Origin of the sequence: Streptomyces sp. NPDC058240 (assembly GCF_042882135.1) — a bacterium.
Taxonomy (GTDB): domain Bacteria; phylum Actinomycetota; class Actinomycetes; order Streptomycetales; family Streptomycetaceae; genus Streptomyces.
Genome location: NZ_JBHVWT010000053.1, coordinates 1 through 24,458, shown reverse-complemented (window position 1 = coordinate 24,458; position 24,458 = coordinate 1). Strand labels below are relative to the sequence as shown.

22 protein-coding genes are annotated in these 24,458 nt (G+C 69.9%); 19 read left to right on the top strand and 3 right to left on the bottom strand.

Going from position 1 to position 24,458, the window contains the following annotated elements; genetic code table 11:
- Positions 1 to 440 precede the first annotated feature (440 nt).
- The 7 genes from ACFVX4_RS36700 to ACFVX4_RS36670 all read left to right on the top strand — a co-directional run bounded on the left by ACFVX4_RS36700 (position 441) and on the right by ACFVX4_RS36670 (position 10,623).
- The gene (locus ACFVX4_RS36700; RefSeq protein ID WP_389986276.1) at positions 441 to 1,370 is read left to right on the top strand and encodes a phosphotransferase family protein; all 930 of its coding nucleotides are present in this window, start codon (positions 441 to 443) and stop codon (positions 1,368 to 1,370) included.
- Between the two features lie 77 nt (positions 1,371 to 1,447).
- Entirely contained in the window at positions 1,448 to 1,915 is a 468-nt protein-coding gene (locus ACFVX4_RS36695) for an NUDIX domain-containing protein (protein ID WP_389986273.1), read from the top strand.
- A 913-nt stretch (positions 1,916 to 2,828) separates the two neighbouring features.
- Positions 2,829 to 4,712, top strand: a complete 1,884-nt coding sequence (locus tag ACFVX4_RS36690; protein WP_389986290.1) for a TnsA-like heteromeric transposase endonuclease subunit — start codon at positions 2,829 to 2,831, stop codon at positions 4,710 to 4,712.
- Complete coding sequence (locus tag ACFVX4_RS36685; RefSeq protein ID WP_389986271.1) at positions 4,630 to 6,147, top strand: integrase; 1,518 nt, start codon at positions 4,630 to 4,632, stop codon at positions 6,145 to 6,147. Before ACFVX4_RS36690 ends, ACFVX4_RS36685 begins: the two co-directional genes overlap by 83 nt.
- Positions 6,144 to 8,123: a hypothetical protein gene (locus tag ACFVX4_RS36680; RefSeq protein WP_389986268.1), complete on the top strand. Its 1,980-nt coding sequence runs from the start codon at positions 6,144 to 6,146 to the stop codon at positions 8,121 to 8,123. The genes ACFVX4_RS36685 and ACFVX4_RS36680 overlap by 4 nt, the downstream gene beginning before the upstream one ends.
- Complete coding sequence (locus ACFVX4_RS36675) at positions 8,108 to 10,210, top strand: hypothetical protein (protein WP_389986265.1); 2,103 nt, start codon at positions 8,108 to 8,110, stop codon at positions 10,208 to 10,210. The genes ACFVX4_RS36680 and ACFVX4_RS36675 overlap by 16 nt, the downstream gene beginning before the upstream one ends.
- Positions 10,207 to 10,623, top strand: a complete 417-nt coding sequence (locus tag ACFVX4_RS36670) for a hypothetical protein (protein WP_389986262.1) — start codon at positions 10,207 to 10,209, stop codon at positions 10,621 to 10,623. Before ACFVX4_RS36675 ends, ACFVX4_RS36670 begins: the two co-directional genes overlap by 4 nt.
- A gap of 115 nt (positions 10,624 to 10,738) precedes the next feature.
- Here the strand turns inward: ACFVX4_RS36670 and ACFVX4_RS36665 are convergent, their stop codons facing one another.
- Positions 10,739 to 11,242 carry an HAD domain-containing protein gene (locus ACFVX4_RS36665; protein ID WP_389986259.1) on the bottom strand — a complete coding sequence of 168 codons (504 nt, stop codon included), beginning with the start codon at positions 11,240 to 11,242 and terminating at the stop codon, positions 10,739 to 10,741.
- Positions 11,243 to 11,388: 146 nt separating this feature from the next.
- Between ACFVX4_RS36665 and ACFVX4_RS36660 the strand changes: the two genes are divergently transcribed.
- On the top strand, positions 11,389 to 12,366 hold the full coding sequence (locus ACFVX4_RS36660) for a hypothetical protein (protein WP_389986256.1): 978 nt from the start codon (positions 11,389 to 11,391) through the stop codon (positions 12,364 to 12,366).
- 102 nt (positions 12,367 to 12,468) lie between these two features.
- Here ACFVX4_RS36660 and ACFVX4_RS36655 read toward each other — a convergent pair whose 3' ends face one another.
- Both ACFVX4_RS36655 and ACFVX4_RS36650 read right to left on the bottom strand, forming a co-directional pair.
- The gene (locus tag ACFVX4_RS36655; protein WP_317860433.1) at positions 12,469 to 12,690 is read right to left on the bottom strand and encodes a DUF397 domain-containing protein; all 222 of its coding nucleotides are present in this window, start codon (positions 12,688 to 12,690) and stop codon (positions 12,469 to 12,471) included.
- Positions 12,687 to 13,670 carry a helix-turn-helix domain-containing protein gene (locus tag ACFVX4_RS36650; RefSeq protein WP_389986253.1) on the bottom strand — a complete coding sequence of 328 codons (984 nt, stop codon included), beginning with the start codon at positions 13,668 to 13,670 and terminating at the stop codon, positions 12,687 to 12,689. The genes ACFVX4_RS36655 and ACFVX4_RS36650 overlap by 4 nt, the downstream gene beginning before the upstream one ends.
- Before the next feature lie 249 nt (positions 13,671 to 13,919).
- Here ACFVX4_RS36650 and ACFVX4_RS36645 point away from each other — a divergent pair, with 249 nt between their 5' ends.
- The 11 genes from ACFVX4_RS36645 to ACFVX4_RS36595 all read left to right on the top strand — a co-directional run bounded on the left by ACFVX4_RS36645 (position 13,920) and on the right by ACFVX4_RS36595 (position 24,195).
- The gene (locus tag ACFVX4_RS36645) at positions 13,920 to 14,132 is read left to right on the top strand and encodes a DUF5999 family protein (RefSeq protein ID WP_317860435.1); all 213 of its coding nucleotides are present in this window, start codon (positions 13,920 to 13,922) and stop codon (positions 14,130 to 14,132) included.
- A 109-nt stretch (positions 14,133 to 14,241) separates the two neighbouring features.
- Entirely contained in the window at positions 14,242 to 14,394 is a 153-nt protein-coding gene (locus tag ACFVX4_RS36640; protein WP_317860436.1) for a hypothetical protein, read from the top strand.
- A 499-nt stretch (positions 14,395 to 14,893) separates the two neighbouring features.
- A complete protein-coding gene (locus ACFVX4_RS36635; protein WP_389986288.1) occupies positions 14,894 to 16,171 on the top strand; it encodes a nucleotide sugar dehydrogenase in 1,278 nt (425 codons plus the stop codon).
- Complete coding sequence (locus ACFVX4_RS36630) at positions 16,168 to 17,133, top strand: NAD-dependent epimerase/dehydratase family protein (protein ID WP_389986249.1); 966 nt, start codon at positions 16,168 to 16,170, stop codon at positions 17,131 to 17,133. The genes ACFVX4_RS36635 and ACFVX4_RS36630 overlap by 4 nt, the downstream gene beginning before the upstream one ends.
- Positions 17,130 to 17,873 carry a polysaccharide deacetylase family protein gene (locus ACFVX4_RS36625; protein WP_389986246.1) on the top strand — a complete coding sequence of 248 codons (744 nt, stop codon included), beginning with the start codon at positions 17,130 to 17,132 and terminating at the stop codon, positions 17,871 to 17,873. Before ACFVX4_RS36630 ends, ACFVX4_RS36625 begins: the two co-directional genes overlap by 4 nt.
- Complete coding sequence (locus ACFVX4_RS36620) at positions 17,870 to 19,102, top strand: glycosyltransferase family protein (protein ID WP_389986243.1); 1,233 nt, start codon at positions 17,870 to 17,872, stop codon at positions 19,100 to 19,102. Before ACFVX4_RS36625 ends, ACFVX4_RS36620 begins: the two co-directional genes overlap by 4 nt.
- Positions 19,099 to 20,292 (top strand): N-acetylglucosamine-6-phosphate deacetylase, encoded by a 1,194-nt coding sequence (locus ACFVX4_RS36615; RefSeq protein WP_389986240.1) that lies wholly within the window; start codon positions 19,099 to 19,101, stop codon positions 20,290 to 20,292. Before ACFVX4_RS36620 ends, ACFVX4_RS36615 begins: the two co-directional genes overlap by 4 nt.
- Complete coding sequence (locus ACFVX4_RS36610) at positions 20,289 to 21,395, top strand: Gfo/Idh/MocA family protein (RefSeq protein WP_389986237.1); 1,107 nt, start codon at positions 20,289 to 20,291, stop codon at positions 21,393 to 21,395. The genes ACFVX4_RS36615 and ACFVX4_RS36610 overlap by 4 nt, the downstream gene beginning before the upstream one ends.
- 25 nt (positions 21,396 to 21,420) lie before the next feature.
- On the top strand, positions 21,421 to 22,182 hold the full coding sequence (locus ACFVX4_RS36605) for a 5-deoxy-glucuronate isomerase (RefSeq protein ID WP_389986234.1): 762 nt from the start codon (positions 21,421 to 21,423) through the stop codon (positions 22,180 to 22,182).
- A gap of 57 nt (positions 22,183 to 22,239) precedes the next feature.
- Positions 22,240 to 23,007, top strand: a complete 768-nt coding sequence (locus ACFVX4_RS36600) for an SDR family oxidoreductase (RefSeq protein ID WP_389986231.1) — start codon at positions 22,240 to 22,242, stop codon at positions 23,005 to 23,007.
- 60 nt (positions 23,008 to 23,067) lie between these two features.
- The gene (locus ACFVX4_RS36595) at positions 23,068 to 24,195 is read left to right on the top strand and encodes a glycosyltransferase (RefSeq protein WP_389986227.1); all 1,128 of its coding nucleotides are present in this window, start codon (positions 23,068 to 23,070) and stop codon (positions 24,193 to 24,195) included.
- Positions 24,196 to 24,458: the final 263 nt, after the last annotated feature.

The following is a 24,458-nucleotide window of genomic DNA, read 5'->3' as shown; positions in this document are numbered from 1 at the left end:
CCGCGATGAAACGCAGACTCCTGTTGGACCATGGCCGACCGCGCCCTGATCGCGCGGGTATATGAACCGTCATCATCCCTCGGTCTCTTGCTGACTGCACATCACTTATGTGCTGCATATGTGAAGGTAGCGAGGTGGAAAAGACGGGGAAGTGTGACAAGAGTGCCCAAGATCGACAGCGCAGCAAAGGAGCACCATGTGAACTAGGCCACTGCCTCGTCGTCAAACTTGGTCGCATACCCAAGTTCTGTTGAATGACACTTACATTTTGCTCCTGATGTGCGGACGCTGGCAGCTGACGATGTACCTTCTGGCGAACCTGCGGGTCCGGAGACGCTGGCGTAGGCGGCAGGGTGACGGAGCGAGGGTGGGGCCTCACCCGCACACCAGGCTCCCGCCAACCCCACCGTCGTGATCGCCACCACCCCCGGAGCCACCCCGTGATCCACCGCCGCGACGTCAACGACATCACCGCCCAGGCCGAGCAGCAGCTCCTGGCCGCCCACGGCCTCGGCCCCGGAGATCTCCTCGGCGCCGACCACGTACTGAAGATCTACGCCGACCCCGACGGCACCCAGGCCGCCCGGCTGCAGACCCTGAGCACCTTCTACGACCGGCTCGACCGAACCGACATGCCCTACGCACTGTCCGTGATCCACTCCGTCGAGCGGCACGGACCGCTCCTGGCCACGCGCGAAGCACGCCTCGCGGGACGCCCGATGGGCGAAGTCTGCGACCTGACCGAACCCGGCAGCGAGGCCCTCTACCTCGACGCCGTCACCGCCCTCAACGCCCTGTCCCTGCCCGCTGGCCTGGGCCACCGCATGCTCCTGGCCAACCCCGAAACGCCGGGAGCCGAACCCGGGCTCGGCTGGCACCCGTTCCTCACCAGAATGCTCGACACCAAACTCGCCACCATCACCCAGACTCTGGCCGCCGACGTCCCTCACCTCGACGCCGTCGTCAAAGAACTGCGAGCCCGGCTGGCAGATACCTACACCGGCCCCGAGGCCGTCATCCACGGCGACCTCTACCCCGACAACATCCTGCTCGACGACGCACAACGCATCACCGCCGTCATCGACTTCGGCACCTTCACCATGACCGGTGACCCGCTCTACGACATCGCCGGAGCCTGCGTCTACTACCGCCAGTACGACCCCGACCGGCTCACCGCCTGGCGACGCCTGCTCGACCAGGCCACCGACCGCGTCCCCACCGGCCGCGCTCCTCTCCTGCGCGCGTACGCCGAAATCACCGCGATCCTCTCCTGCGACCTGTATCCGGAGGACGACCGGCCGATCCAGGCCACCGGCCACTACCAGTGGGCCGTCGCCGTCCTGCGCGACCTGAACTGGAAGAGACCCTGATAGCCCTACCGCCCCGGCCCGACCCCGACGCCGGCACATGGCTCCCGCCCGAGCAGTACATCCAGACCCTCCCCCGCGTGACCTCGTACGCATGCCTGTACGTGCGGAACCCCAACGGCCTGCCCCTCCTCCTCCGGTCCCGGATCTACCGGGCCGACGGCAACAGGCAGATCTGGCAGTATCCCGGAGGGGACCTCGACGACCAGGAAACCCCCGCAACCGCCGCTGCCAGAGAGACCCATGAGGAAACCGGGCTCACCCGCCGGTGCGGCCGCCTCCTGGCCGTGCACTTCCACCCGCCTGAGCCCACATGGCCCGCCACCAAGCACGGGTACGTGTTCGACGGAGGCACCCTCAGCCACGCCGAACTGGCCGCTATCCGGCTCGACCCCACCGAGCACACCGAATGGGCCACCCGCCCACTAACGGAATGGGAACCCGTACTTCCACCACGCGCGTTCGACCGGCTGCGCTCCATCGACGATGGCTGCCCGGACCGGCACCACCGCCTACCCGGAACACACCCCCGCCGATGCCGGGCCTGAGGGAACAAGCCCCTAGACCAGCCAGCTTCGAACCGAAGCTTCAGAAACAAATCACCAACGGGCCGCGCGGTGCGGTAGACGGCCAGTTCGACGGCGGTCGGTCGGGCCTGCGACTCGGTGAGCTGTTGCGCAGCTGCGCGGGGGCCGGCGGAGTGTCGCCCGGCACCAGGCCAAGCACCTTACCGATCTCCTGCGCGAGTTGCGCGCGGGCATCGTCGGCGGCCTGCTGCTCCGGAGTGACACGAGTCTTTCCCGCCTCCTTACAGGCGGCACCAAGGTCGGCTTCGAGACGTGCGATCGTTGCGGCCTGGTCCTGCCCGGTGGTCGACGAGTCGCCCTGCTGCCCGATGTCGCCGGGTTTCGGTGCTGGTCGCAGTCTCGCTCATGGGAATGCCCTCCTGGGACGTTCGGCCCGCTCCTGGCAGGCGTGGGCGTGCAGACGGGGCAGGGGAAGCGGTCCCGAGCCCGCGGGCTTGGGGCACAGAGCCCGACGATTAGACCTGTGGTTCGCCTGGCCCGCAAGCTGGACTCTCCGTTCTCTGACCGGGAGTTGGGCTGCACGGGTACGGTCGGATCATGCGTCCATTTGTCTTTCAACGCGCTGGCGGGAAGTGGCCCGAAGGCGCGACTCTTCTGCACCTATATGTGCAGGCTGACGTCTCGCGTAACCCTGAGCTGGCCGCCCTCGTACGGTGTAGGTTCGCATTTCGCGTGTCCCTTTCTCGTTGACCGTGGCCTTTGTCCGGCCCAAAGGACAGCGTGGTGAGACGAACTATCGTCTGATCGTTCACTCGTCGTAGTGCTGATCCCGGTCTCGATCTATGCAGGCGCCCTCTCCAACCTGATCGTGGAGACGTCGCAGCTGATCGAGACCGGGTTTCTGCTCTCCGCTCGCGCTGCTCGGGGGTGGGGTATGCCGCGTGTGGTCGGCGAAGTATCGATGAGTCTCCGTCGTACGGACGGGGAGATCGACGAGGACCTGGTCTGGTCGGACACGGGCGTCGACGTGTTCGAGCCGTCGATGCCGTGGCGTACGTTCCGCTGGCGGTACGGGCAGAAGCACTACTCCGGCACGTATTGGTCGTCCACCATGCGCGACCACGTCGTCTACGAGTCCCGGCTTGAGCTGACACGGCTGTTCTACGCCGACTTCGACCAGGACGTGACGGCCGTCTTCGCCCAGCCGTTCCTGCTGTCCACCACCGTCGACGGTCGTCGACGCCGCCATGTCCCCGACTTCCTGGCGCTGCGCGAGAAGGACGTTCCGCTGGTCGTGGACGTCAAGCCGCGGCACCTGCTCACCCGGCCGAAGGTGAACTTCGCGCTCGGCTGGGCCCGCGAGGTCGTCCTTTCGCGCGGTTGGGATTTCCAGGTTTGGACCGAGCCGCCCGAAGCGGAGCTGGAGAACCTGCGGTTCCTCGCGGGCTATCGCCGCGAGTGGCTGTTCGACGAGGGCCTGCTCGCGGAGATCCGGGCGGCGGATCTGTACGGGGCGACGCTGGGGGATGCGTTTCGTGCCTTCCCCCAGCACCCGGACTGGCGGGTGAGGGCCGCAGTGCTGCGGCTGTTGTGGTGCCAGCACTTCGTGACGGACCTGACGGAGCCGTTGTCCGAGCGCCACGTGCTGCGCCAAGGCAGCGCCGCGGTGGTTGGCGCCGGCCGATGCGACCTGCCCCGCCCCGTTGAGGAGCCCAAGTCCGGGTCGGCTCTCGACGACTGGCAGATCGAGGAGATCTGTCGGATCACGAAGTCGAGGACTGGTGGAGGAGGACATGTGACCGGAGCTGCCGTACGTGTCGGGGTGGGCACGAGGTTGAAGTACGACGGTGAAGTCGTCGTGGTGGAGGAGATGTTCGGCTCGGCGGCCGGCAACGAGGTGCTGGTTCGTGACGGGCCGGGCCGCAGGTTCCGGTTGTCGCTGCGCGAGGTGCTCGCCTCTGGCCGGGCCCAGGTCATCGCGACCGGGCCGGGGCCGGAATCGGACGACGACCGCGAGACGGCATCGGTGCTGCTCGCGCAGCTCAGCGATGAGGAACTTGCCGAGGTGCGGGAGCGGGCCGCCCATGTCAACGAGGTGCTGACCGGCTTCCGGTCGGGCAGCGACGAACTCGCGGAGCCGGGCGAGCCCCGGCCGCAGTACGCGGCCACGGTGCCCAAGCTGCAGCGATACGAAGCGAAGGCGACCGAGTTGGGCGTGAGCGTGCGCACCATCAAGCGGTGGGTGCGCGCCTTCCTCACCGACCGGGAGGCCGGTCTCGTTCGCGGCAGCCCGGAGCGCGGGAGCGGAGACATGGGCGGGCTGGGCCGTGCCGATCCGCGGTGGGTGGAGATGGCCCTGGAGATCATGGCCGAGCACGAGAAGGACTCGAAGCCCACCCGTGGGAAGGTGATCCGTTCGGTCGGCCCGCGTCTGGAGGCCCGCCACGGCGAGGGCGAGGTGAAGCTGCCCGGTCGCGCGACGGCGTACCGGTGGCTTCAGGAGCTGGAGCGGCGGCTGCCGACCTTCCGGCTGAGCGCGAAACGCAACCGGGACATCGCCGCCCGGCCGCCGGGCGCGTACGGGAAGCTGCGGCCCACGAGGCCGGGCGAGTACCTGCTGATGGACACCACGCGCCTCGATGTCTTCGCCATGGACCCGATCACGATGAAGTGGGTCCAGGCCGAACTCACCGTTGCTTGTGCACGGTTGGTAACTGACCGCGTATGTTGCGCCGGTGAAGCAGAGATCCGCGTGGACGGTGCACTACACCAGCCGCGACGTCGCCCGGCCCGCCACGGTGCTGGCCTGGCTTCGTGACCTGCCCGAAGACCTGACGCCATGGCTCGATGAGGCCGGGCTGCCCGATGGGCTGCCGTTCCTGCTGTCGCCTCGATACGAGTACGACGTGGTGCTCAACTCGTACTTCCATCGGGTGAACCTGATCGACGCGCCGTGGAACAGCAACGCAAACCGGGCCCGGGCACTGGCGGGGTACTTGAATTTCCTGCACGGTGCGCGGGGCGGGAAGTCGTGGCGCCAGGCCACCGAGGGCGACCATCTGGCGTTCCATCAGTGGCGCCGACGGGATCCGGCCGGGCCCAGAGTGGCGGGCGGGACCTGGAGCCAGGAAGTCTCGCACGTCAACCAGTTCTTCGAGTGGGCCGTACGGCAGAACCAGATCGGAGCGGTCCCGATCCCGCACCGCTCCCGCAGGCCGGCACCGCTGGGCACACTGCAGGGTGCCCGCGCTGAGGACACGGTCCCGGCGACCTACGCGCACGACGAGGGCGGCGAGCGCATCGAGTGGCTCCCACCGGCGTCCTACCGGCTCTGGCGGGACGTGGGCCTGCGCGGTTACGGGCCCGACGGCTTGCCCTCGGGCCCGTTCAAGGGCCGATGGTCGGCCCGCAACGCGACGTTCACCGACCTGATGGCCCGCACCGGCATGCGGTTGTCCGAGCAGGCGAGTCTGACCGCGACGGAGATGCCGCTGCAGGTGGGGACGGGGGGCTACCAGCGGTTCTGGCTGCCGGGGGCGATCGCGAAGTACTTCTCCGCGCGCTGGGTCTACGTCCCGCACAGCGTGGTGCGCGACCTGGCGGCCTATGCGGAACTGGACCGGGCCGAGGTCGTCCAAGACGCCCGGGCCGCCGGGCGCTACGCACGCTGGCGCAGACCGCTGGTGGTCGACGACCCGTCACGACCCCACCTGGTGCGGACCGTGGGCAGTATCGAGCGCCGGAAGGTGAACCTGCGCGAGCTCAAGCCCATGGAACGGCGGCGGCTGCTGGTGGAGACCGCGGACGGCTTGGAGCCCGCGATGTTCTGGCTCGGCGAGGACGGGCAGCCGCTGGCGGTGTCGACCTGGAAGAGCGTCTTCGCCGACGCCAACCAGCGCTGCCGTGACTGCGGGGTGGAGCTGTCCTGTCATGCCCACCTGCTACGTCACGGGTTCGCCGTGGTGACCCTCGAACAGCTGCAGCGCGGCCACATCGCGGCACTGGCCGACCTCAACCCGGCCCAGCGCGGCCACTACACCCGGATCTTCGGTGACCCGCTGGACTGGGTCCGCCGTCGATTGGGACACCGGTCAGTCCTCACCACGGCCATCTATCTGCACGCCCTGCAGGAACTGGAGATGGAGACCCGGATGGCCCTGGTCCCCGACACCTGGGAGGACCCCAGGGACACCCCGCTGCAGAGGATCGGCGACAACGCGCCGCCAGCCGGGGCGATCGGGGCAGCGGGATGAACCGGCAAGGACGCGGCAGCACCGGCCCCGGACGGCCCTCGGCCCTGCCGGACCACGGCTACCAACCGACCGCGCCGGTGCGGGAACTACCTGACGGACGACTGCTGGTGGCCTTTCACGGCGATGACGATCGCCGCCGGGTCTTCGACGTCTCCAAGCTGCCGCTGCCCGGCTGGCACCAGGCTCTGGCCGCAGTGGTCGCCGAGCGGACCGGACCCGGCGGCGGGCTCCGCACGTTCGCCGCGGCGACCACCGGCTGGGGATCCCTGAGTCGCTTGGTGAAGTTCCTCGGAGCGCTGCCGGAGCCTCCGGCCAGCCTGGACCAGCTCACGCCCGCTCACCTGCAAGCCTTCCACGACCACCGGGCCAGAACGACACCGACTACGGCTCTGCGCGACATGGGCGAGGCCCGGCTGCTGTTCGCGCTGCCGGCGTTGCGCGACCTTGTCTCCGCCGAAGTGCTCGACCACCTCCAGCGGCGTCTGCCCACGCCCCGTGACTCCAAGCCGTCCTCCACGGCCGTGGAGACGGAACCGTCGCCGCCCGGGAACGGAGCCAAGCGGCTGACGACTGGATACTCCGACGGGGAACTGACCCGTCTGCTGGCTGCGTTGCGGTCGGATGCCGCCAAGATCCGCGACCGCATCCGGGTTGGCGAGGACCTCCTTCGCCGCTACCAGGCTGATCCACTGGCACTGGACGGGAACGACCGGGACCTGGGTCGGGTGCTGGAGCGGATGGCTGCCACCGGGCAGGTCCCCACACCGCCCGCGGTCCGGCCAAGTCCGTTCTGTCCCGAGCGTGGGCAACTGGCAGGGCACCTGTTCCTGACCCTGCGGGACCTGCCGCCGCTGATGATGCTCACCGCGGCCCTCTCGGAGCGCAACGGCGAGACGATGAAAGAACTCCCGGTCCGGCACCGCGTGTTGGAGGATCGGGCGGTCGAGCTGGTCATCGTCAAGCGCCGCCGGGGCACACGGCGCTGGTTCGAGACCGTAACCTGGGAGATCGGGGCCCCGGGCCGTGAACTGCACAACCCGGGCGGCTTCTACCTGCTGATGCTGGAACTGACGGCCCGCAGCCGTCAGTGGTGCGGTTCGCCGCTGCTGTGGTCGGTCTGGCGCAACGGATACGCGGCCGGGCTCGGCGTCCCCGACGACCATGTCGCCCCGTTCCAGGACTCGTTGAGCTGCGCCTCGATCCTGCCGACCGCCTGGGCGGCGAACCGGACCCGGCCGCTGCTGGCCGATCCCCAGCCCGCCACCGCCGGGCCTGACGGCATATCTCCGACGATTCCGGGCCAGGGACTGCCGCTGCAGGTGAGCTTCAACCGGATCAAGACCAGCATGGAGGTGCGGCGCACGAAGCGGATGGGCGGCCACCTGCCCTCGGCCGCCAAGTCCAACAGCATGCCGGTCCTGTTCCGGAACTACCTCAGCGGCGACCCCGTCATCACCGCCTGGGCCGAGGAAGTCCTCGGCGAGGCCCTGGTCGACGCCGAGCAGGCCGCACGCCAGGCCCACGAGCGGGCGGCGAAAGCCGCCGGCGGAGGCCCGCGGGTCCTGCCCGGACCCGTCGACACCGCGGCCATGGAGGAGAGCGGAATCGGACCGGACAAGGCCCGCCAGGCCGCCGACGGGGAGCTGGACACCGGCTGGACGGCCTGCGTCGACCACGACCAGCACCCCCTCACCCGGGAACCGTGCCAGGTCACCTTCCTCGACTGCTTCCACTGCGGGAACTGCCTGGTCACCCGCGACCACCTGCCGCGACTGCTGGCTCTGCTCGACGCCCTGGCCCAGCGCCGCCGCGAACTGGCCGAAGAAGTCTGGTGGCCACGCTACGGGCCGGCCTGGGTCGCCATCCGCCAGGACATCCTCGCCAAGTTCACCCCCGCCGAACTCCAGCACGCCCAGGCCGACAAGCCGCACGACGCGCTCCTGGACCTGATCGAGAACCCATGGGAACTGCCGTGACCACCGCCCTGCATGCCCTGCCGCACCTCCCCTCGCCCCCACAGGTCCGTGCGGACGGCACGGACCCCTTCGTCTTCCACGCCCGTCGACTGCGAGCAGGCGCGGCGCTGGAGGACACCTCGCGCTTCAGCGACGACGTCTGGGTCCTGGGCCCGGCGATGCTCAAGAAGCACGAGCGCCGGTTCATCCTCGACTTCACCCTGATCCCCGCCACGCACCGGCAGGTCGCCAAGGAACTCTGCTACGAGATGCTGTCGGGAACCGTCCCGGCGGGCGAGGACCGGCCCGAGGTCGCCACCATCCGCACCGCCTTCACCGAGTACCTCCGTTTCCTGCGCTGGGCAGCAGCCCGGCCTCGACGCCTGGACGCCATGACCGGCCGGGACCTGGAGGACTTCCAGCGATTCCTGATCAAGTCCCTGCCCGCCGCCGACGCCCGGCAAAGAGCCCGCTCGGCCGCGCGTAAGTTCTGGCTCTGGCGGAGCGTCCTGTCCTCCGACGTCCTGCGCTTCGACCCGCGCCACGTCGACGGCTGGAGCGAACCAAAAGCCCACAGCAGTGAGAACGCCACCGCACGGATCCCCGAAGAAGTGCTGGGGCCGCTGTTCGTCTGGGCAATGCGCTTCATCGACGAGTTCTCCACCGACATCCTCGCCGCGGACCGCCACTGGCGGACCCCGCCGCCGGCACCGGCCGAGCCGCACGTCTACGGCGACCTGCCGATCCTGCTGCGGGCCTGGCTGGACGAACACATCACGGCAGGCAAGCCGCTGCCCGGCTGGCGCGGCGAGCCCAGCACGACCGGGGTCGCGCAGGCGCTGGGCCGCAGCCCGATCTCTCTCGGCCGCTATCGGCACCTGATCGACGAGGCTGCCGCCATCGTCGGCCTCACACCCCAGATCGTCAGCGACCTGCCGATCCGCGGCCGGCTCGACGACGAGGCGTGGATCGGAGCGATCCTGGCCGACCACACCGAACCTGACAGCCTCGCCGCGCTCGCCCGCATACTCCAGGACGCCTGCTACCTGGTTCTTTCCTTCCTCTCCGGCGCCCGCGACAGCGAGATCAAGCACCTGCGACGCGGCGGGCTGAGGACCGAGTGTGATGCGGATGGGACGCCCTACCGCTGGAAGATGCACAGCCTGGCTTTCAAGTCCGAGGACGACCCCGCAGGCGTCCCGGCCGCCTGGAGCATCGGCGAACCCGCAGCCCGGGCGATCACGGTCCTGGAGCGGTTGCAGCCGCCCGGCACCGACTACCTCTTCTCGCGCCTGGAACACAGCCCCGGCGTCAAGCGCAACGCGGCCAGTCAGGTGCTGACCAGCGGTGCCACCAACGCCCGCCTCAACACCTTCGCCGTTTGGATCAACGACTACTGCCAGCGCCACGGCCGCACCGACGGCATCCCCTTGGTCAACCAGCAGCCCTTCCATCTGAAAAACAGCCAGTTCAGGCGCACATTGGCCTGGTTCATCGCACGCCGTCCCGGCGGCGTCATCGCCGGCGCCCTGGCCTATCGGCACCACTGCATCCAGGTTTTCGAAGGATACGCGGGCACCAGCGAGTCGGGCTTCCGCGCTGAAGTGGAGAGCGAGCAAGCTCTGGCTCGTGGCGAGCACCTCATGACCGCGATCGACGCCCACGAGCACACCCACCTCACCGGCCCCGCCGCCGACGAGGCCGGCCGCCGCCTGGAGACCTTCGGCGAACGGGCCCGCTTCCAGGGCACCGTCGTCCTGGACGACAACCGGCTGCGGCGGCTCATGGCCAAGCACGACCCGGCCGTCTATCCCGGGCAGTACATCACCTGCGTCCACGACCACGCCAAGGCCCTGTGTGAACGCGCTCGCCATCGCCGCAGCGAAGGACTCCCCGACCATGGCGGCTGCAAGCCTCTGGCCTGCCGAAACGTCGCCCTCACTCCCGAGAACACCGCCGCCTGGCAACGCGAGATCGACCGCATCACCCGCCGCCTGGCCACCCGCCCGACCCTGCCGCCACTCCTGCGGCACCGGCTGGAAGCCCGCCGCACGGAGATCACCGCGTTCCTGCTGGAGAACACCACCACCGCCAGGGAGTCCGCGTGAGTCGCCCCGCCGACGTCCCCGCCGAGGCCCACGTCCGACGCGTCCTGGACCAGTACGTCAACGAGTGCCACGACAACGGCACCCGCCCCAGCGTCCTGGCCCTGGCCGCGAAGTTCGACCTGAGCAACACCACCTTCCGCCGACACTTTCCCGACCTGGCCAAGGAAGTCTCCGCCGCCCGCTCCAGGCCGTCGCCCCGCCCCACGAACGAGATGCGGCCCAGCCCCTACGAGGTCCTCGCTGCCCGAAACGCCAAACTCCGCCGCGCCAACAGGTCGTTGACCGAGAACCTCCAGTTCGCAGCCGCCCAGATCCAGCGCCTGGCCGTCGACAACGCCTGCCTGCGCGAGGCCCTGGAAGCAAGCAACAAGGTCACACGGATCGGCACTTCTGGACGTCCTCGCCAGCCATAGCCGCGCGGAGGCTTACCCGATGACGTTGGAGGTCGACCTTGGCAACCCGAACCGTGATCACTTCGCCCTCGCTGACGATCTGGTCAGGGCTCAAGACGTGATCACGTCAGGGCGATCACGGTTCGGCGCGCAGCCAGTCACTGAGGATGCTGAAATCCGTCTCGATGAGACCGCGACGCGGATCAACGAGGTGCAACAGGGATCTCCCGCGATAGTGGCGAGAGACCCAAGCCCGGTCTGCCGCGGCGATCTCGTCATCAACCCAGCAAAAGGCGCGTCCAGCCGCCCAGCGCAGAAGCCCGCGAGTCTTCCAATGAAGCCCCGCATCCTGATCTCGCTCGTCCTCCTCGGACGGTTCCGGCCATGTGACCACGGGCAAGTCCGGGAGCCCGAGTCGCGGCGCTATGCACTCGTTGGCGTCAGCCATCCATGACGTCGCCCAGACCAACTCGCATGGGAGTGCCGCCAGCCTCGGTCCAAGGTCGGGGTCGAGCCTCGCCAGGAGCGGGTTCGCGTCGGATGTCGATCCCTTGCTCGCTGAATAGGTTGGATGTCCCTCTGGGGCACCAAACGGGAGGAGCGGCCCGTCAACGTCGAGGAAGAGCAGTGGGCGGAGCATCGTTGCACGCTAACGGCTCTTGTGACAGGCGGACAGCGCGGGGTCGGCATCCGCCTCGAACCGGTCAATGGTCAACGAGCAACTGCGTTCACAAGGCCGCGATGGACTGGTACGACCGGTGCGTCACGGGACTTCGGGTGACCCCGGTGTCCACGTCGTCCATCGATGTCGCGGCGGTGATGTTCCAGACCTTCCGCCCCCGCCAGGCCGGCAAGGACTGGCCCGAGCACGCCGTGTGGCCCGACCACGGCATTCCCCGCCACGTGTTCGTCGAGCGGAAGGCACTCGAACCGGACGAGGAGGAGCCGGAGAAGGCCAAGAAGCGCGGTGTCGCCTCTCCGGCTCTGGTGCCGGAGACGATCATCGTCGACCACGGCAAGCCCTACATCTCCGAGCACATCACCTCCGTCTGCCAGCGACTGGGCGTGTCCATTCAGCCGGCTCGCCTACGAACGGGCCGGGACAAGGGACCGCTGGAGAGATTCTTCAAAACCGTACGCGAGGGGGTGCTGGAGGTCCTGCCCGGCTACAAGGGCCCGGATCTGTTCTCGCGGGGCGAGCGGCCGGAGGACCAGGCGTTCTTCTTCCTCCACGAGTTGGAAGCGATCATCCGCGAGTGGGTGGCCTGCGTGTATCACGTGAGGCCGCACAGGGGACTCGTGGACGCCCACGTACCGGGGCTGAACCTGTCGCCGGCGGCCATGTTCGAGCACGGCATCGCCCGCGCCGGCTACATCGAGGTCCCCCGCGACCCCGCGCTCGGCTTCGAGTTCCTCAAGACCGAGTGGAAGCAGACCCACCACTATGGCGTCGAGATCCGCAAGTGCCGCTACAACGGCCCCGGTCTGGACGGCTACCGGGGCGAGACCAGCGAGTACACCGGGCCAAGGGGCTGTGGCCCGTGCAGGTCGACCCCGACAACATCAACTACATCTACTTTCGGCGACCGGACACCCGCCGCTGGCACACCCTGGAGTGGGAGCACGCCCCGGCGCAGAAGTTCCCGATCAGCCAGGGGGCCATCGAGATCGCCCGGAAGCTCGCGGGCGAGAAGTACCCGTTCCCCGACGACGAGACCGCGGTCGCCGAACTCCTTGACCGCTGGCACCTGGGGCTCGGACTGACGATGAGCTGCGTGAAGTGAGCTGGGTCGGATGGCGGCGCCGGTCCTCCCCTCTTCTCCAGGGGAAGACCGGCGCCCTAACGGTTGGGACGTCAACGAGTGATCAGAGACTCTTCACGAGTGCGGTGAAGGCTGCAGAGCCAACACGCAGGGCCGGTCCTTCGGGCATCTTGCTGTCACGGATTCCCACCCCCTCGAAGCGTGTGCCGTCGAGGCTCGCGACCTCAACGCAGTTGTTGCCGGCTCCATCGGAGTACGTGGACTTCTGCCAGGTGGCGCCTGCGGACGTCATCTCGGGAGCCGTGGGGGTACGCATCTCGTTCATGTGGTTATCTCTCGGGTCAGTTCTTGCAGATAATCGGGCGTGTCCTCCGGCGGGAGTGCCGAAGCTGTGAGCTGGTTGAACATGCGGGTGAAGCGTCCGACCTCGCGCCGTTTGTCTGAGATCGACGACGAACTCCACGCGTTGTCGACTTGCACGGAGGTCGGGAGTCGAGAGTCGGCCATGTGCAGGACGCTGAAGTCGTGGGTTGGTTGGAAGCCCCGGAACTTCATCGGGAGCAGGGGCATGATCTGCACGGTCACGTTCGGCAGGGCGGCCAGTGTGGCGATCTCGTCGAACTGTTCGCGCATCACGTCCACGTTGCCGATGAGGTACCTCAGCGCCGCCTCAGAGACCACGGCTCGCAGCCGCAGCGGATCGTCGGCGCGGGTGAGCGCTCTCTTCCGGCCCATTCGGACCTGCACGTTCCGCTCAATGAACTCGGTTGTCGTCTCGTGAATCGGCTGTGCCAGTTCATACAGGGTGCGGGCGTAGGCCTCACTCTGCAGCAGGCCTAGAACCAGGCTGGGGTGATAGGCCCAGGTCTCGTTGGCCGCGGTCTCCACACCTACGAAGCGCGGCATCCCCGACGGCATCGTCGACCGGAACGGCGTCCACCAGTCCTGGCTCGCCGCCTGTCTCTGGATCTCAAGGAGCTGGTTGACATCGATCTGCTCTGTCACGCCATAGTGGTCCAGAAGGGCGACTAGCTCCTTGGCGCTCCGAAGGGTCTGCAGTCCCTTCTCGACTCGCTGCAGCCTGGCGAAGTAGAGCCCGTCGACGGCCCCGGACTCGGCCACCTCCTCAAGGGTCTTGCCCGCCCGCTCGCGCAACTGGCGAAGTTCGTAGCCCAGTTCGATCTTTCGGACTGTTGGCCGAGGCTGTTGTGCCATGCGGTTGCCTCCGCTTCTCATGCGCTTGTCGATTCCGGCGATGGTCGAAGTCTGGCATGCGATGCGACTGCCGCAACAGACGATGAGCATGCGTTGGCATATACCGATTCCGACTCTAGTGAATATTCATCGGCGTATGCGTTGCAACATAACTGTTGCACAGGGCACGGTAGTTACACCGGTCGGGACCAGCCTCTTCGCAAGACGTGGCTCCTGGACATGCCGCCCCTGCGTGCTCCTTGACGGACTGCCGGCACTTCAGGGCGACTGGCCTGCGGCAGCGCTGGAACGGCCTCCAGACACCCTCCGAGAACTCCCACCCCTTGACCGAGGTGAGCCATGTGCGAGCACAAACCGCAGTGTCCAACTGCGGACTCAGCCGATCGAGAGGCCGCCCGACTGACGGCCCACCATCCGGAACAGGGCTGGAGCCTGCTGTGCAACGGGGTCCTGCTCTTCGAGGACACCGGCGAACTGCTCCCCGACGGACAGATCGTCGCCCCGCACCGGCCCGGTGCACGTGTGGCCGTCGGCACGAGGAGCGCAGCATGACAGCGAAGTTCTGGATCGGCCCGGTCCTCATCCGCTTCAGTTCAAGGCGGAGCCAGTGACACAAGTACGACGGACACGCAACAGTCAGAGGCCGTGGCTGAGCCACCTCGTGCGCCACCCTGTCGGAACGGTGCGGCGCAGCCACAACAAGACCATCAACGAGCACGGCTTCGGCCTGGGGCTCCTGGCGGCGGTCAGCGTCTTCTTCACCATTGTCGTGGTGTGGTTGGCCAGCAGGCTCGTTCCGCTGCTCCTCCACTAGCCGGCGACCTGAACAATCGCGGCCCACGCGCCGTCCGTCACCTGCCCGTCATCGCGCAATTCCGACTCGTCGCCTGATCAGCGACTCCCGCTCAACCTCTATGCCGGTCGTATCTGGAGCAGCCCGTTGGCCACGCCCACGATACGACCCCTGGAAGGGGCCCCTCCCGGCTCTGCAGATCGGCCGTGGACGATCCACAGGGCGTGGATCGGGAGGGCGTGGCGCAGGCTGCCCGTATTCGCGCCGGCTGTCCGTCGGCGTGAGCAGCCCGGCGCCCCGGCCGCCGCGAAGCTCGCGATTCGTACGGCGGCCGGCCCGACCTACCCACCCGTACTCAACTCGGTGCGCTGACTTTCAGCTGTACCTACGGGTCATTCATCCCTTCTCCGATCTTGAGGAGCATCTGATGCTCAGTGTGTCCACGCCGTCGAGTACGCGAATACCGGTCGCGGCCGGGGCGGTTGTGCAGGAAGTCGGCCGCCTCGCTGATGCGAGGTCGCTGCGGGTCCTGGTCGTCGGCCAGGGTTACGTGGGTCTTCCGCTGGCGTTACGCGCCGCGCAGATGGGCCACCGTGTGGTGGGTCTCGACACCGATGCGCAAAAGGCCGAGGCCCTGGCGTGCGGCAGTTCTCCGGTCGAGGACATCACGGCCGCGCACCTGGGCCCGGTGCTGCGTGACGGCACCTACCGTCCCACCGCGACGCCGGACGACGCGGCGGGATTCGACGTGGCGGTGATCGCAGTGCCGACGCCGCTGCGCGACGGCGTCCCTGATCTGTCGTACGTGATCGCGGCCGGCCGGACCGTGGGCCGCTACCTGCGCGAGGGGGCGCTGGTGGTGCTGGAGTCCACCAGCTACCCGGGCACGACCCGGACGGTTCTGGGCACGGAGCTGGAGAAGGTGTCCGGGCTGCGGATGGGCAGCCAGTTCTCCCTCGGGTTCAGCCCGGAACGGATCGACCCGGGGAACCGGGTGTGGACGCTGGAGACGACCCCGAAGGTCGTCAGCGGCATCGACGCGGCGTCGCTGGAACGCACCGCCGCCTTCTACGGCCGCCTGGTCGAGCGTGTCGTGCGGGTGGGGCGGTGTGAGGAGGCGGAGCTCGCGAAGCTGCTGGAGAACACCTTCAGGGCTGTGAACATCGCGCTTCTCAATGAGCTGGCGGAGGTGGCCCGCGATACCGGCCTGGACCTGCGTGAGGCGGTGGAGGCGGCGTCGACCAAGCCGTTCGGGTTCATGCGCTTCGACCCCGGCCCCGGTGTCGGGGGCCACTGCCTGCCGATCGACCCGGTGTACCTGTCGTGGTGGGCGGACCAGGTCCGGGGCCGGGGCTCGCGGTTGATCGACCTCGCCGCGCAGATCAACGGTGCTCGCCCCGCCTACGTCGTGAACCGGGTGGAAAAGTACCTCACTTCGCAGGGCCGGTCGCTCGACGGCGCACGGGTGCTGCTGCTGGGGCTGGCCTACAAGCCCGGCAGCGGTGATCTGCGGGAGTCTCCGGCGCTGGAGGTGGCCGTTTTGCTGATGGCCCGCGGCGCGCAGGTCAGTGCGGCGGACCCGTTCGTGGACCCGGCCGCCGCCCCGCCCACGCTCAATGACGTGCGGCCGGTGTTCGCGAGTGAGGACGAGTTGGCCGCCGCGGATGCCGTGGTGCTGCTGACCGACCACCCGGACTTTGACTATGACCAGGTGGCCGCCCGTTCCCGGTTCGTGCTGGACTGCCGGGGCCGCCTGGCCGGCCGGCTGACCACCGCGGCCGTGGTGGAGCAGCTGTGAGCGGCGGGCTGCGGGTCACCGTCACCGGTGGTGCCGGGTTCATCGGGTCGAATCTGGTGTCCTGGCTGCTGCGGGAGGCCGCGGTCGGCCGGATCACGGTCGTGGACGACTGCTCCACCGGCAGCACGGACCTGTTGGGCGGTGACCTGGCAGAGGTCGACTTCCGGTGCGGGAGCGTGCTGGATGCGGACCTCATGGGCCGGGCCGTGGCCGGGGCCGACGCGGTGGTGCACCTGGCGGCGCTGCCGTCCGTGCCCCGCTCGGTGAAGGACCCGCTGGCCAGTCACCATGCGAACGCGACGGGGACGCTTCAGGTCCTGGAGGCGGCCCGCCGCGCCGGCGGGCCGCTGGTAATCGCGGCTTCGTCGTCGTCCGTCTACGGCGCCCAGCCGAATCTGCCCAAGGCGGAGTACGACCGGCCGATTCCGCTGAGCCCGTACGCAGTCAGCAAGCTGGCGGCCGAGGCGTATCTCGGCGCGTACCACGCCTGTTACGGCCTGCCGGTCCTGCCGCTGCGGTTCTTCAACGTGTACGGGCCGCGGCAGCGGGCCGGGCACGCGTACGCGGCTGTCGTGCCGGCCTGGATCGACGCCGCCCTGCACGGCCGGGCGGTCACCGTCCACGGCGACGGCGCCCAGACCCGGGACCTGACCTGTGTGGACACGGTGTGCCAGGTGATCACGACCGCGATCACCGGCAAGGTGGTCTCGCCGTGGCCGGTGAACCTGGCGCTCGGCACCCGGACTTCGCTGCTGGACCTGGCCCGCGTGCTGGGTGACGTGCTCGGCGCCCCGCTGCGCGTCGAGCACACCGGGCCCCGGCCCGGGGACGTGACCCACTCGCAGGCCGACCCCTCCCTGCTGCTGAACCTGTTCCCCGATGTGCGGCCGGTGGTGCTGCGGGAGGGCCTGGAACGCACCGTCGCCTGGCACCGCGACCGGACCGCCCGGGAGCGCGGATGAACATCCTGATGTACCACCTGGTCCAGGACTTGCCCGGGCCGATGGCCGTGCCGCCGGACCGGTTCGTGCGGCAGATGGAGCTGCTCGCGGACGGCCCGTACACGGTGGTCGACGAGGGCGACCTGCACACGATGGTTGCCCGTGGTGTCCCCTTTCCGGCGAACGCGGTGCTGGTGACCTTCGACGACGGCTACGCCAACACCATCACCACCGCGCTGCCGGTCCTGGAACGGCTCGGCCTGCCCGCCGTGATGGCGGTGTGCGGCGGCTACCTCACCGATGACCGGCCGGCCCGTCTCCCGCACCCCGTGCAGGAGGTGGCCGACCTCGGACAGGTGGAGCGGTGGGTGGCCTCGGGGCGGACTGTGGCCGCACACACCTACACCCACCGGCGGCTGACCGCCCTGAGCGACCCGGCGCTGGCCTGGCAGGTCGAGGGTGACCGCGACGTCCTCACCAGGCTGCTGGGCCGGGCGCCGCGCACGTTCGCCTACCCGTACGGGGCGTACGACGCCCGCGTGCAACGGGCCGTCGCCGGGCTGTATCCGCTGGCGCTGGCCACCGACGAGCACCACCGCCCCGACCTGCGCCCCCCCTACGCCCTCTCCCGGATCCAGGTCGACCCCGCCTGGAGCCTGGAGGCGTTCCGTACGGCGCTGGACAGCGGCACCGACCCGGCCGCCGCCCAGCGCGCCGCCCGGGAAACCGATGCCCGCACCTTCAAGGAGCACCGCCGATGACGCACACCGACGCCCGCACCGTTGCCCTGTACTGGCACAACGGCCGGTCGCTGGGCCACACCTCCCGCACGGCGAAGGTCGCCCGCTACCTGCTGCGCTCCCCCCAGCCGTACTCGATCGCCGGGATCACCGGCGCCTACCGCGGCCTGGACCTGCTCCCGCCGGAGGTGGACCTCGTCAAGATCCCCAGCTTCGCGAACTTCGACGACCCGTCCGGCTGGAACCTGCGCCCGCGCCTGGCCATGGGCACCGAGGCCCTGCACCAGGTCCGTGCCGACCTCATCACCACCTTCCTGGGCCACTACCGGCCCGAGGTGCTGATGAGCGATCACATCCCCCGGGGTACCGACGACGAGCTGGTTCCCGCGCTGGAGGCCCGGTACGCCCGGCACACAGTGCTGAGCCTGCGCGGCGTGCTGTTCGACCGGGACAAGACGCTGCGGAAGTACTTCGGTGACCCGGGCCGCGGCCCGTGGGTGCTGGAGCACTACTGCCAGTTCAACGTCCACACCCACCCGGAGGTCTTCGACCTCGCGGACTACTACCGCATCCCGCGGGAGGCCGCCGACCGCCTGCACTACACCGGGTACCTCGCCGAGCCCTTCACCGTGTCACGGGACGAGGCCCGTGAGCAGATCGGTGTCGGCCCCGGCGAGCGGCTGGTTGTCGCCGCGATGGGCGGCGGCCAGGGCGCCGGGGACGTGTGGCGTGCCCTGTCCGCGACCCTGCACGGCCGGCGCGGCATGTTCGACCGGGCCCTGCTGGTCACCGGCCCCTACCTCGAGCCCGAGGACCAGAGGGCGCTGCGGCAGTTGTGGGAGAGCGACTCGGCGGTGGAGATCCGGGCTTACGAGCCGGGCCTGCTGCCGTGGATGCGGGCGGCCGACCTGTTCGTCGGCGCCGCCGGGGCGAACGCGCTGGGGGAGGTCCTGGCCACCGGCGCGAACGCGATCGCGATCCCCCGACAGATCCGGGAGATCGAACAGCAGGTCCACGCCCAGCGGTTGCACGACCTCGGCCTGGTCCGCAGGGCCGGTCTCCCCGACGTCCTGGACGGGGTACTGGACCGGATGATCCCGCAGGCGCTCGACGAGCCGCTGACCCCCGACGGCACCCGGTATTTGTGGGACGGCGGTTCCTACGACCGCCACCTGCCCGGCCCGGACGGCACCGCGTGCGCCTGTACCTCGGCCCGGGCCACCGGGCCTGTGCCGGGAGAACGCGCATGAGGGCCGAAGGCGGCGGCACCGGGTGTGCGGTCGTGCACTCCGCTGCCTCGGTCCACGCCGCCCCCGGGTTGCAGCATCGCGAGCCGGTGGTGATCTGCCGGGGCAGGGTGAGCGTCGGCTGCCCCCACGGCCCGGTTCCGGTCGACGCGGACGGTGGTGTGGTCGGGCCCGGACTGGTGGACATCCACGTCCACGGCGCTGCCGGCCATGACCTGACCGAGCCCGACCCGGCCGCCTGGCACCGAGTGCTCGACGCGCATCTGCACGCGGGGTCGACCACGGTGCTGGCCACCCTGGCGAGCACCGGCCCGGCCGGGACGGCCGCCGCGCTGGCCACCGCCGCCCGCCTCCTGGACGGCGGGCTGGCGCCCACGCTGGCCGGGGTCCACCTCGAAGGGCCGTGCCTGGCCGAGACCCAGCGCGGTGCGCACGAGGCCGGGCACCTGCGGACGGCCACGGAAGTGCTCCACGAACTGACGCCGCTGCCCACGGCCCTGCGCATGGTGACCCTCGCACCGGAACTGCCCGGCGCCGGCACGCTGATCTCCTACCTGACCGGACAGGGCGTGCGGGTGTCCGCCGGGCACAGCGCCGCCACGCCCGAGGACCTCGCCCGGGCCCAACGGCTCGGCCTGTCCCACCTCGCGCATCTGTGGAGCGGCCAGTCCACCCTGACCCGCCCGGATCTGCACCGGATCCCGGGCCTGCTGGAGGCGTCGCTGGCCAGCGACGGGCTGACGGCCGAGGTCATCGCGGACGGCCACCACCTGCCCGCGGCCCTGCTGACCATCGCCCTGCGCTGCTTCGGCCCGCAGCGGCTGTGCCTGGTCTCCGACGCCACCGCCGGAACCGGACTGGCCGTTGGGTCCGCTTTCCGTACCGGGGCGAGCAGGGGACGGGTCCATGACGGGTACGCCGCCACCGAGGACCGCACCAGCCTGTGCGGCAGTGTCACGCCGCTCGCGGTCACCACCGCCCGGATGCGGGAGCTGACCGGTGCGCCGGCCGGGGACGTGGTGACGATGGCGACTGCGACGCCCGCCCGCGCGGCCGGACTGTACCCGCGCAAGGGCAGTCTGCTGCCCGGGGCGGACGGCGACGTCGTCGTACTCGGCCCGGACCTGAGCGTGCGCACGGTCATCCTCGGCGGGCGCCCGGTCACCGGCGAACCACGGGGCGGTGCCCGGTGAACCAGCCGCTGACGGTCCTGCTGATCGGGGCCGGAACCCGCACCCGGAAGCTCTACGCGCCGTGGCTGTCCGGCCTGCCGCCCTACGGGGAAATGGGGGTGCGGGCGCTGGCCGTGCTGGACAGGGACACCGCCGCCGCCCGGGACGTGGCCCGTGATCTGCCCGGCCCTGCGGTGGCTGCCGGGCCGGGGGACCTGGACCGGATCCTCGACCACGGCCGGCCCGGCCTGGTGGTCGTCGCGACCCCCGACGCGCACCACCGCGAGTACACCGAGCAGGCGCTCGCCGCGGGCTGCGCGGTCCTGGTCGAAAAGCCGCTGGCGACCACCGCCGAGGACGCCTTCGCGCTTGTCCGCGCCGAACAGGCCAGTGCAGGGCGGCTGTTGGCCGGACACAACCTTCGCTTCACCAACGTCCACACCCAGGTCCGTACGCTGCTGGCCGGCGGGCACATCGGGACGGTGACCGGTGCCGAGTTCCACTACACCCTCAACCCGTCGCATTCCCGCTCCTACTTCACCCGCTGGCACCGCACCCGTGCCGCCTCCGGCGGGCTGGAGGTCACCAAGGCCAGCCACCACCTGGACCTGCTGGCCTGGTGGCTCGGCGCACGGCCCATCTCCGTCACCGGCCTGCTGGAGCAACGCCACTACCGGGGCGGCCAGGACGGCATCCCGGCCGACGCGGACATCCACGACAGCCTGCACGCCCTGATCCAGTACGACTCCGGCGCAACCGCCCACTACGCACTGACCCCGAACGCCCCCGCCGAGGGCTACACCTGCACCCTGCGCGGCACCCAGGGGGTGTGCACCGTCCGATACGACGCCCGGTCCGGCCCCCACCTCGTGCACCTGCACACCGCATCCGGCGGGGACGGCGCCCGCCGGCACATCGCCCGCGAGCACGGCTCCCACGCGGGCGCGGACCGCCGCATGCTCATGGCGCTGCCCAGAGCACTGGCGCCCGGCTCCCCGCCGTACTTCGCCACCGCCGCCGAAGCGGCTCTCGCCGTCGCCACCGGCACCACCCTGTACGGCTCCAGCCGCCAGGGCCGACGCCTGCCGGTCCCTCAGCCCACCGTCCCCGGAGAATCACGATGAAGCCCACCGTCCCCGGAGAATCACGATGAAGCCCACCACCGCACGCACCCCCAACGGCCTGGATCTCACCTACCACCAGATCCCCCCGGACCAACGCCTCGCCCTGAACGCCCGGCCCGAGCAGGAGACCGTGCTGATCCTGCTCTCCGGCCGGCTCACCGCGGCCCTGCCCGAGGGCGACCGCACCATCGAGCGCACCGATCCCTTCACCGCGCCCGCATCCGGCTGGCACCTTCCGCCCGGCACCGAGGTGACCGCGGCCGCCGGCCCCCGAGGTGCCGAGGCGGTCGAGGTGCACTCGCCGGTCACCGCAGCTCCCCCCGAGGCCAAGGACGCCACCGCGATCACCGCGATCACCGCGCCGGAACGGGAGGTCCGCGGCAGCGGATCGTTCGAGCGCCACGTCACGACCCTGCTCCAGCCACCGCGGACATCCGGCCTGCTGCTGGGTGAAACCCTCGCGCTGGACGGCCGTTGGTCCACCTACCCCCCGCACCGCCACCAGCACAGCAACCCGCCCGCCGAGACCGCGCTCCAGGAAGCGTTCGCCTTCCGCGTCCGCCCCTCCAGCGGTTTCGGTGTCCTGCTCACCTACGACGAGAGCGTCCACGACGCCCGCAGCACGGTGATCACCGACACCGGCCTGGCCACCGTCCCCCACGGCTATCACACCATCGCCGCCGCAGCCGGGCACGACCTCTACTACCTGTGGGCCGCGCACGGCGAAACCGACAAGCACCTGGCCCTGCACACCGACCCGGCCCACGCCTGGCTCCTGGACGCCTGACCCGCACACGTCCAAGCCCCTCCATCCCCGATCCACCTGCCACGAAAGGGAAAACCCGTGAACGCAACCTCGCCCCGCGGCCTCGCCGTCGTCACCGGTGCCAGCACCGGCATCGGCCTGGCCACCGCCCAGGCCCTGGAGAAGTCCGGCTACACCGTCATCTCCGCATCCCGCCGCCTGCCCACCATCCCGTCCGCCCCCACCGGCATCACCACCCACCAGCTCGACGTCACCGACGCCGACTCGGTAGCCGCACTGGAACGCACCGTCGCCGAGCACCCCGCCGATCTGACCCTGCTGGTGAACAACGCCGGGATCCCCACCCACGCCGCAACCATCGCCGACAGCGACATCGCCGACTGGCACGGCACCTACGAGACCAACGTCGTCGGCGTCGTCCAGACCACCAAGGCCCTGCTGCCCCACCTGATCCGCAACCGCGGACACGCCCAGTTCATCGGCTCCACCGTCGGCCGTGTCCCCTACGAACGCGGAGCCGCCTACGCCGCGAGCAAGCACGCGCTGACCGCCCTCGTGCAGACCCTGCGCCTGGAACTGAACGGCGAACCCGTCCGCATCACCGAGATCGCCCCCGGCATGATGCGCGGCGACGAGGCCGGCGGCGAGTTCATGCGGGAGCGGTTCAACCACGACAAGGCGGCCATCGCCGCCGTCTACCAGGGCGTCGAACACCCGCTCACCCCCCAGGACATCGCCGAGTGCGTGGTGTGGTGCGCGACCCGCCCCGCCCACGTGGACATCGACCTGATGGAGGTCCGGCCCCTGGCCCAGGCCGCCCAGCACAAGGTCCACCGCACGAACTGACCTCACCCCGGGCCGGGGACCGCACCAGGCCCCGGCCCGGCCCTACCCAGGGAGACCACCATGCCCTCCGCCCACCCGCCCACCGTCGTGATGATCCTGCGCCACTTCACCGTCGGCGGCCTCGAACGTGTCCTGCTCTCACACGCCCGCATCCTGCTGACCGCCGGATACGAAGTCACCGTCTGCGTCCTGGACCCCGGCCGCGACAACGCGCTCGTCGCCGAACTCCCCTCCCAGGCCCGCCTCGTGACCGCTCCCCGCACCCGCCTGCGCCGCATCGCCTTCCTCACCCGCCTGGTCCGCGACAACGTCGTCCTGCTCCAGTTCGGCGACGGCCGCCTCTACCCCTCCATCCGCCCAGCCCTGGCAGCAGCACGCACCGTCATCCGCTTCTGCCACTCCGACTACTCCCACCTGCGCACGGGCGCGAAGAACCGCCTCGACCGGATCCTGGCGCGCTTCGAGGACACCATCGTGGCCGTGGGCGGCCGCTCCACCCGATTCCTCCTCGACGACGTCGGCGTCCCGGCCGCAAAGGTCAGCACCCTGACCAACGCCACCGAACCCCGCACCACCCCGCCTCCCCCGCCCTGGCCCTGGGCACGCGAGTCCTACCTCGTCGCCATCCAGAGCCTCTACCCCCACAAGGGCCACGACGCCCTCCTGCACGCCTTCGCCCGCATCGTCGACCAGACCGACCAGCCCATACGCCTCGTCATCATCGGCGACGGAGACCAGACCATCCCCCTGCGCCTGCTCGCCGACCACCTCGGCATCACCGAGCACGTCATCTGGCTCGGCGCCGTATGGCAAAAGGACCTCGTCGACAGCGTGCTGGCCGGCGCACGTGCCTTCGTGTCGATGAGCCGCTTCGAAGGCGTACCGATCTCCATCCTGGAAGGCCGCCAGCACGGCCTCCCGATGGTGCTCACCGACATCCCCGGCCACCGCGACGGTGCCGGCACCTCTCCGGCCGCCTTCGTGCCGGTCGACGACACCGACGCATTCGCCCAGCACGTCCTCACCCTGCTCAGCGACGCTCGCCCCCACCACCCCGACACGACCACCCTCCGGGTCGAATGGGAGCGCTACGCCCGCGAATTCCTCGCCATCGTCACCGCCGCTGCCCGCACCGGGGCCGCCCCGCACCGGACAACGCCCGAAGACGACAGCGAACACCAGCGGTGACCGACGCCCGCAGACGGCAGGGAACACCAGCGGTGCCCGGCGGCGGCTTTCCCACCCCGGTCCTCTACCTCGCTTACAACCGCCCCGACCTGACCGCCCGGACCCTGCAGCGACTCCGCGAAATCCGCCCCACCCGCCTCTTCCTCGCCGCTGACGGCCCCCGCCCCACCCCCGTTATGTTTTTCGCGGTCCTGCAAGAGGGCCGCTGGCCTCCGGGCCCGGCATGACTGTGTCCCCCTGTCGAACGGATGACCTGGGGGGTG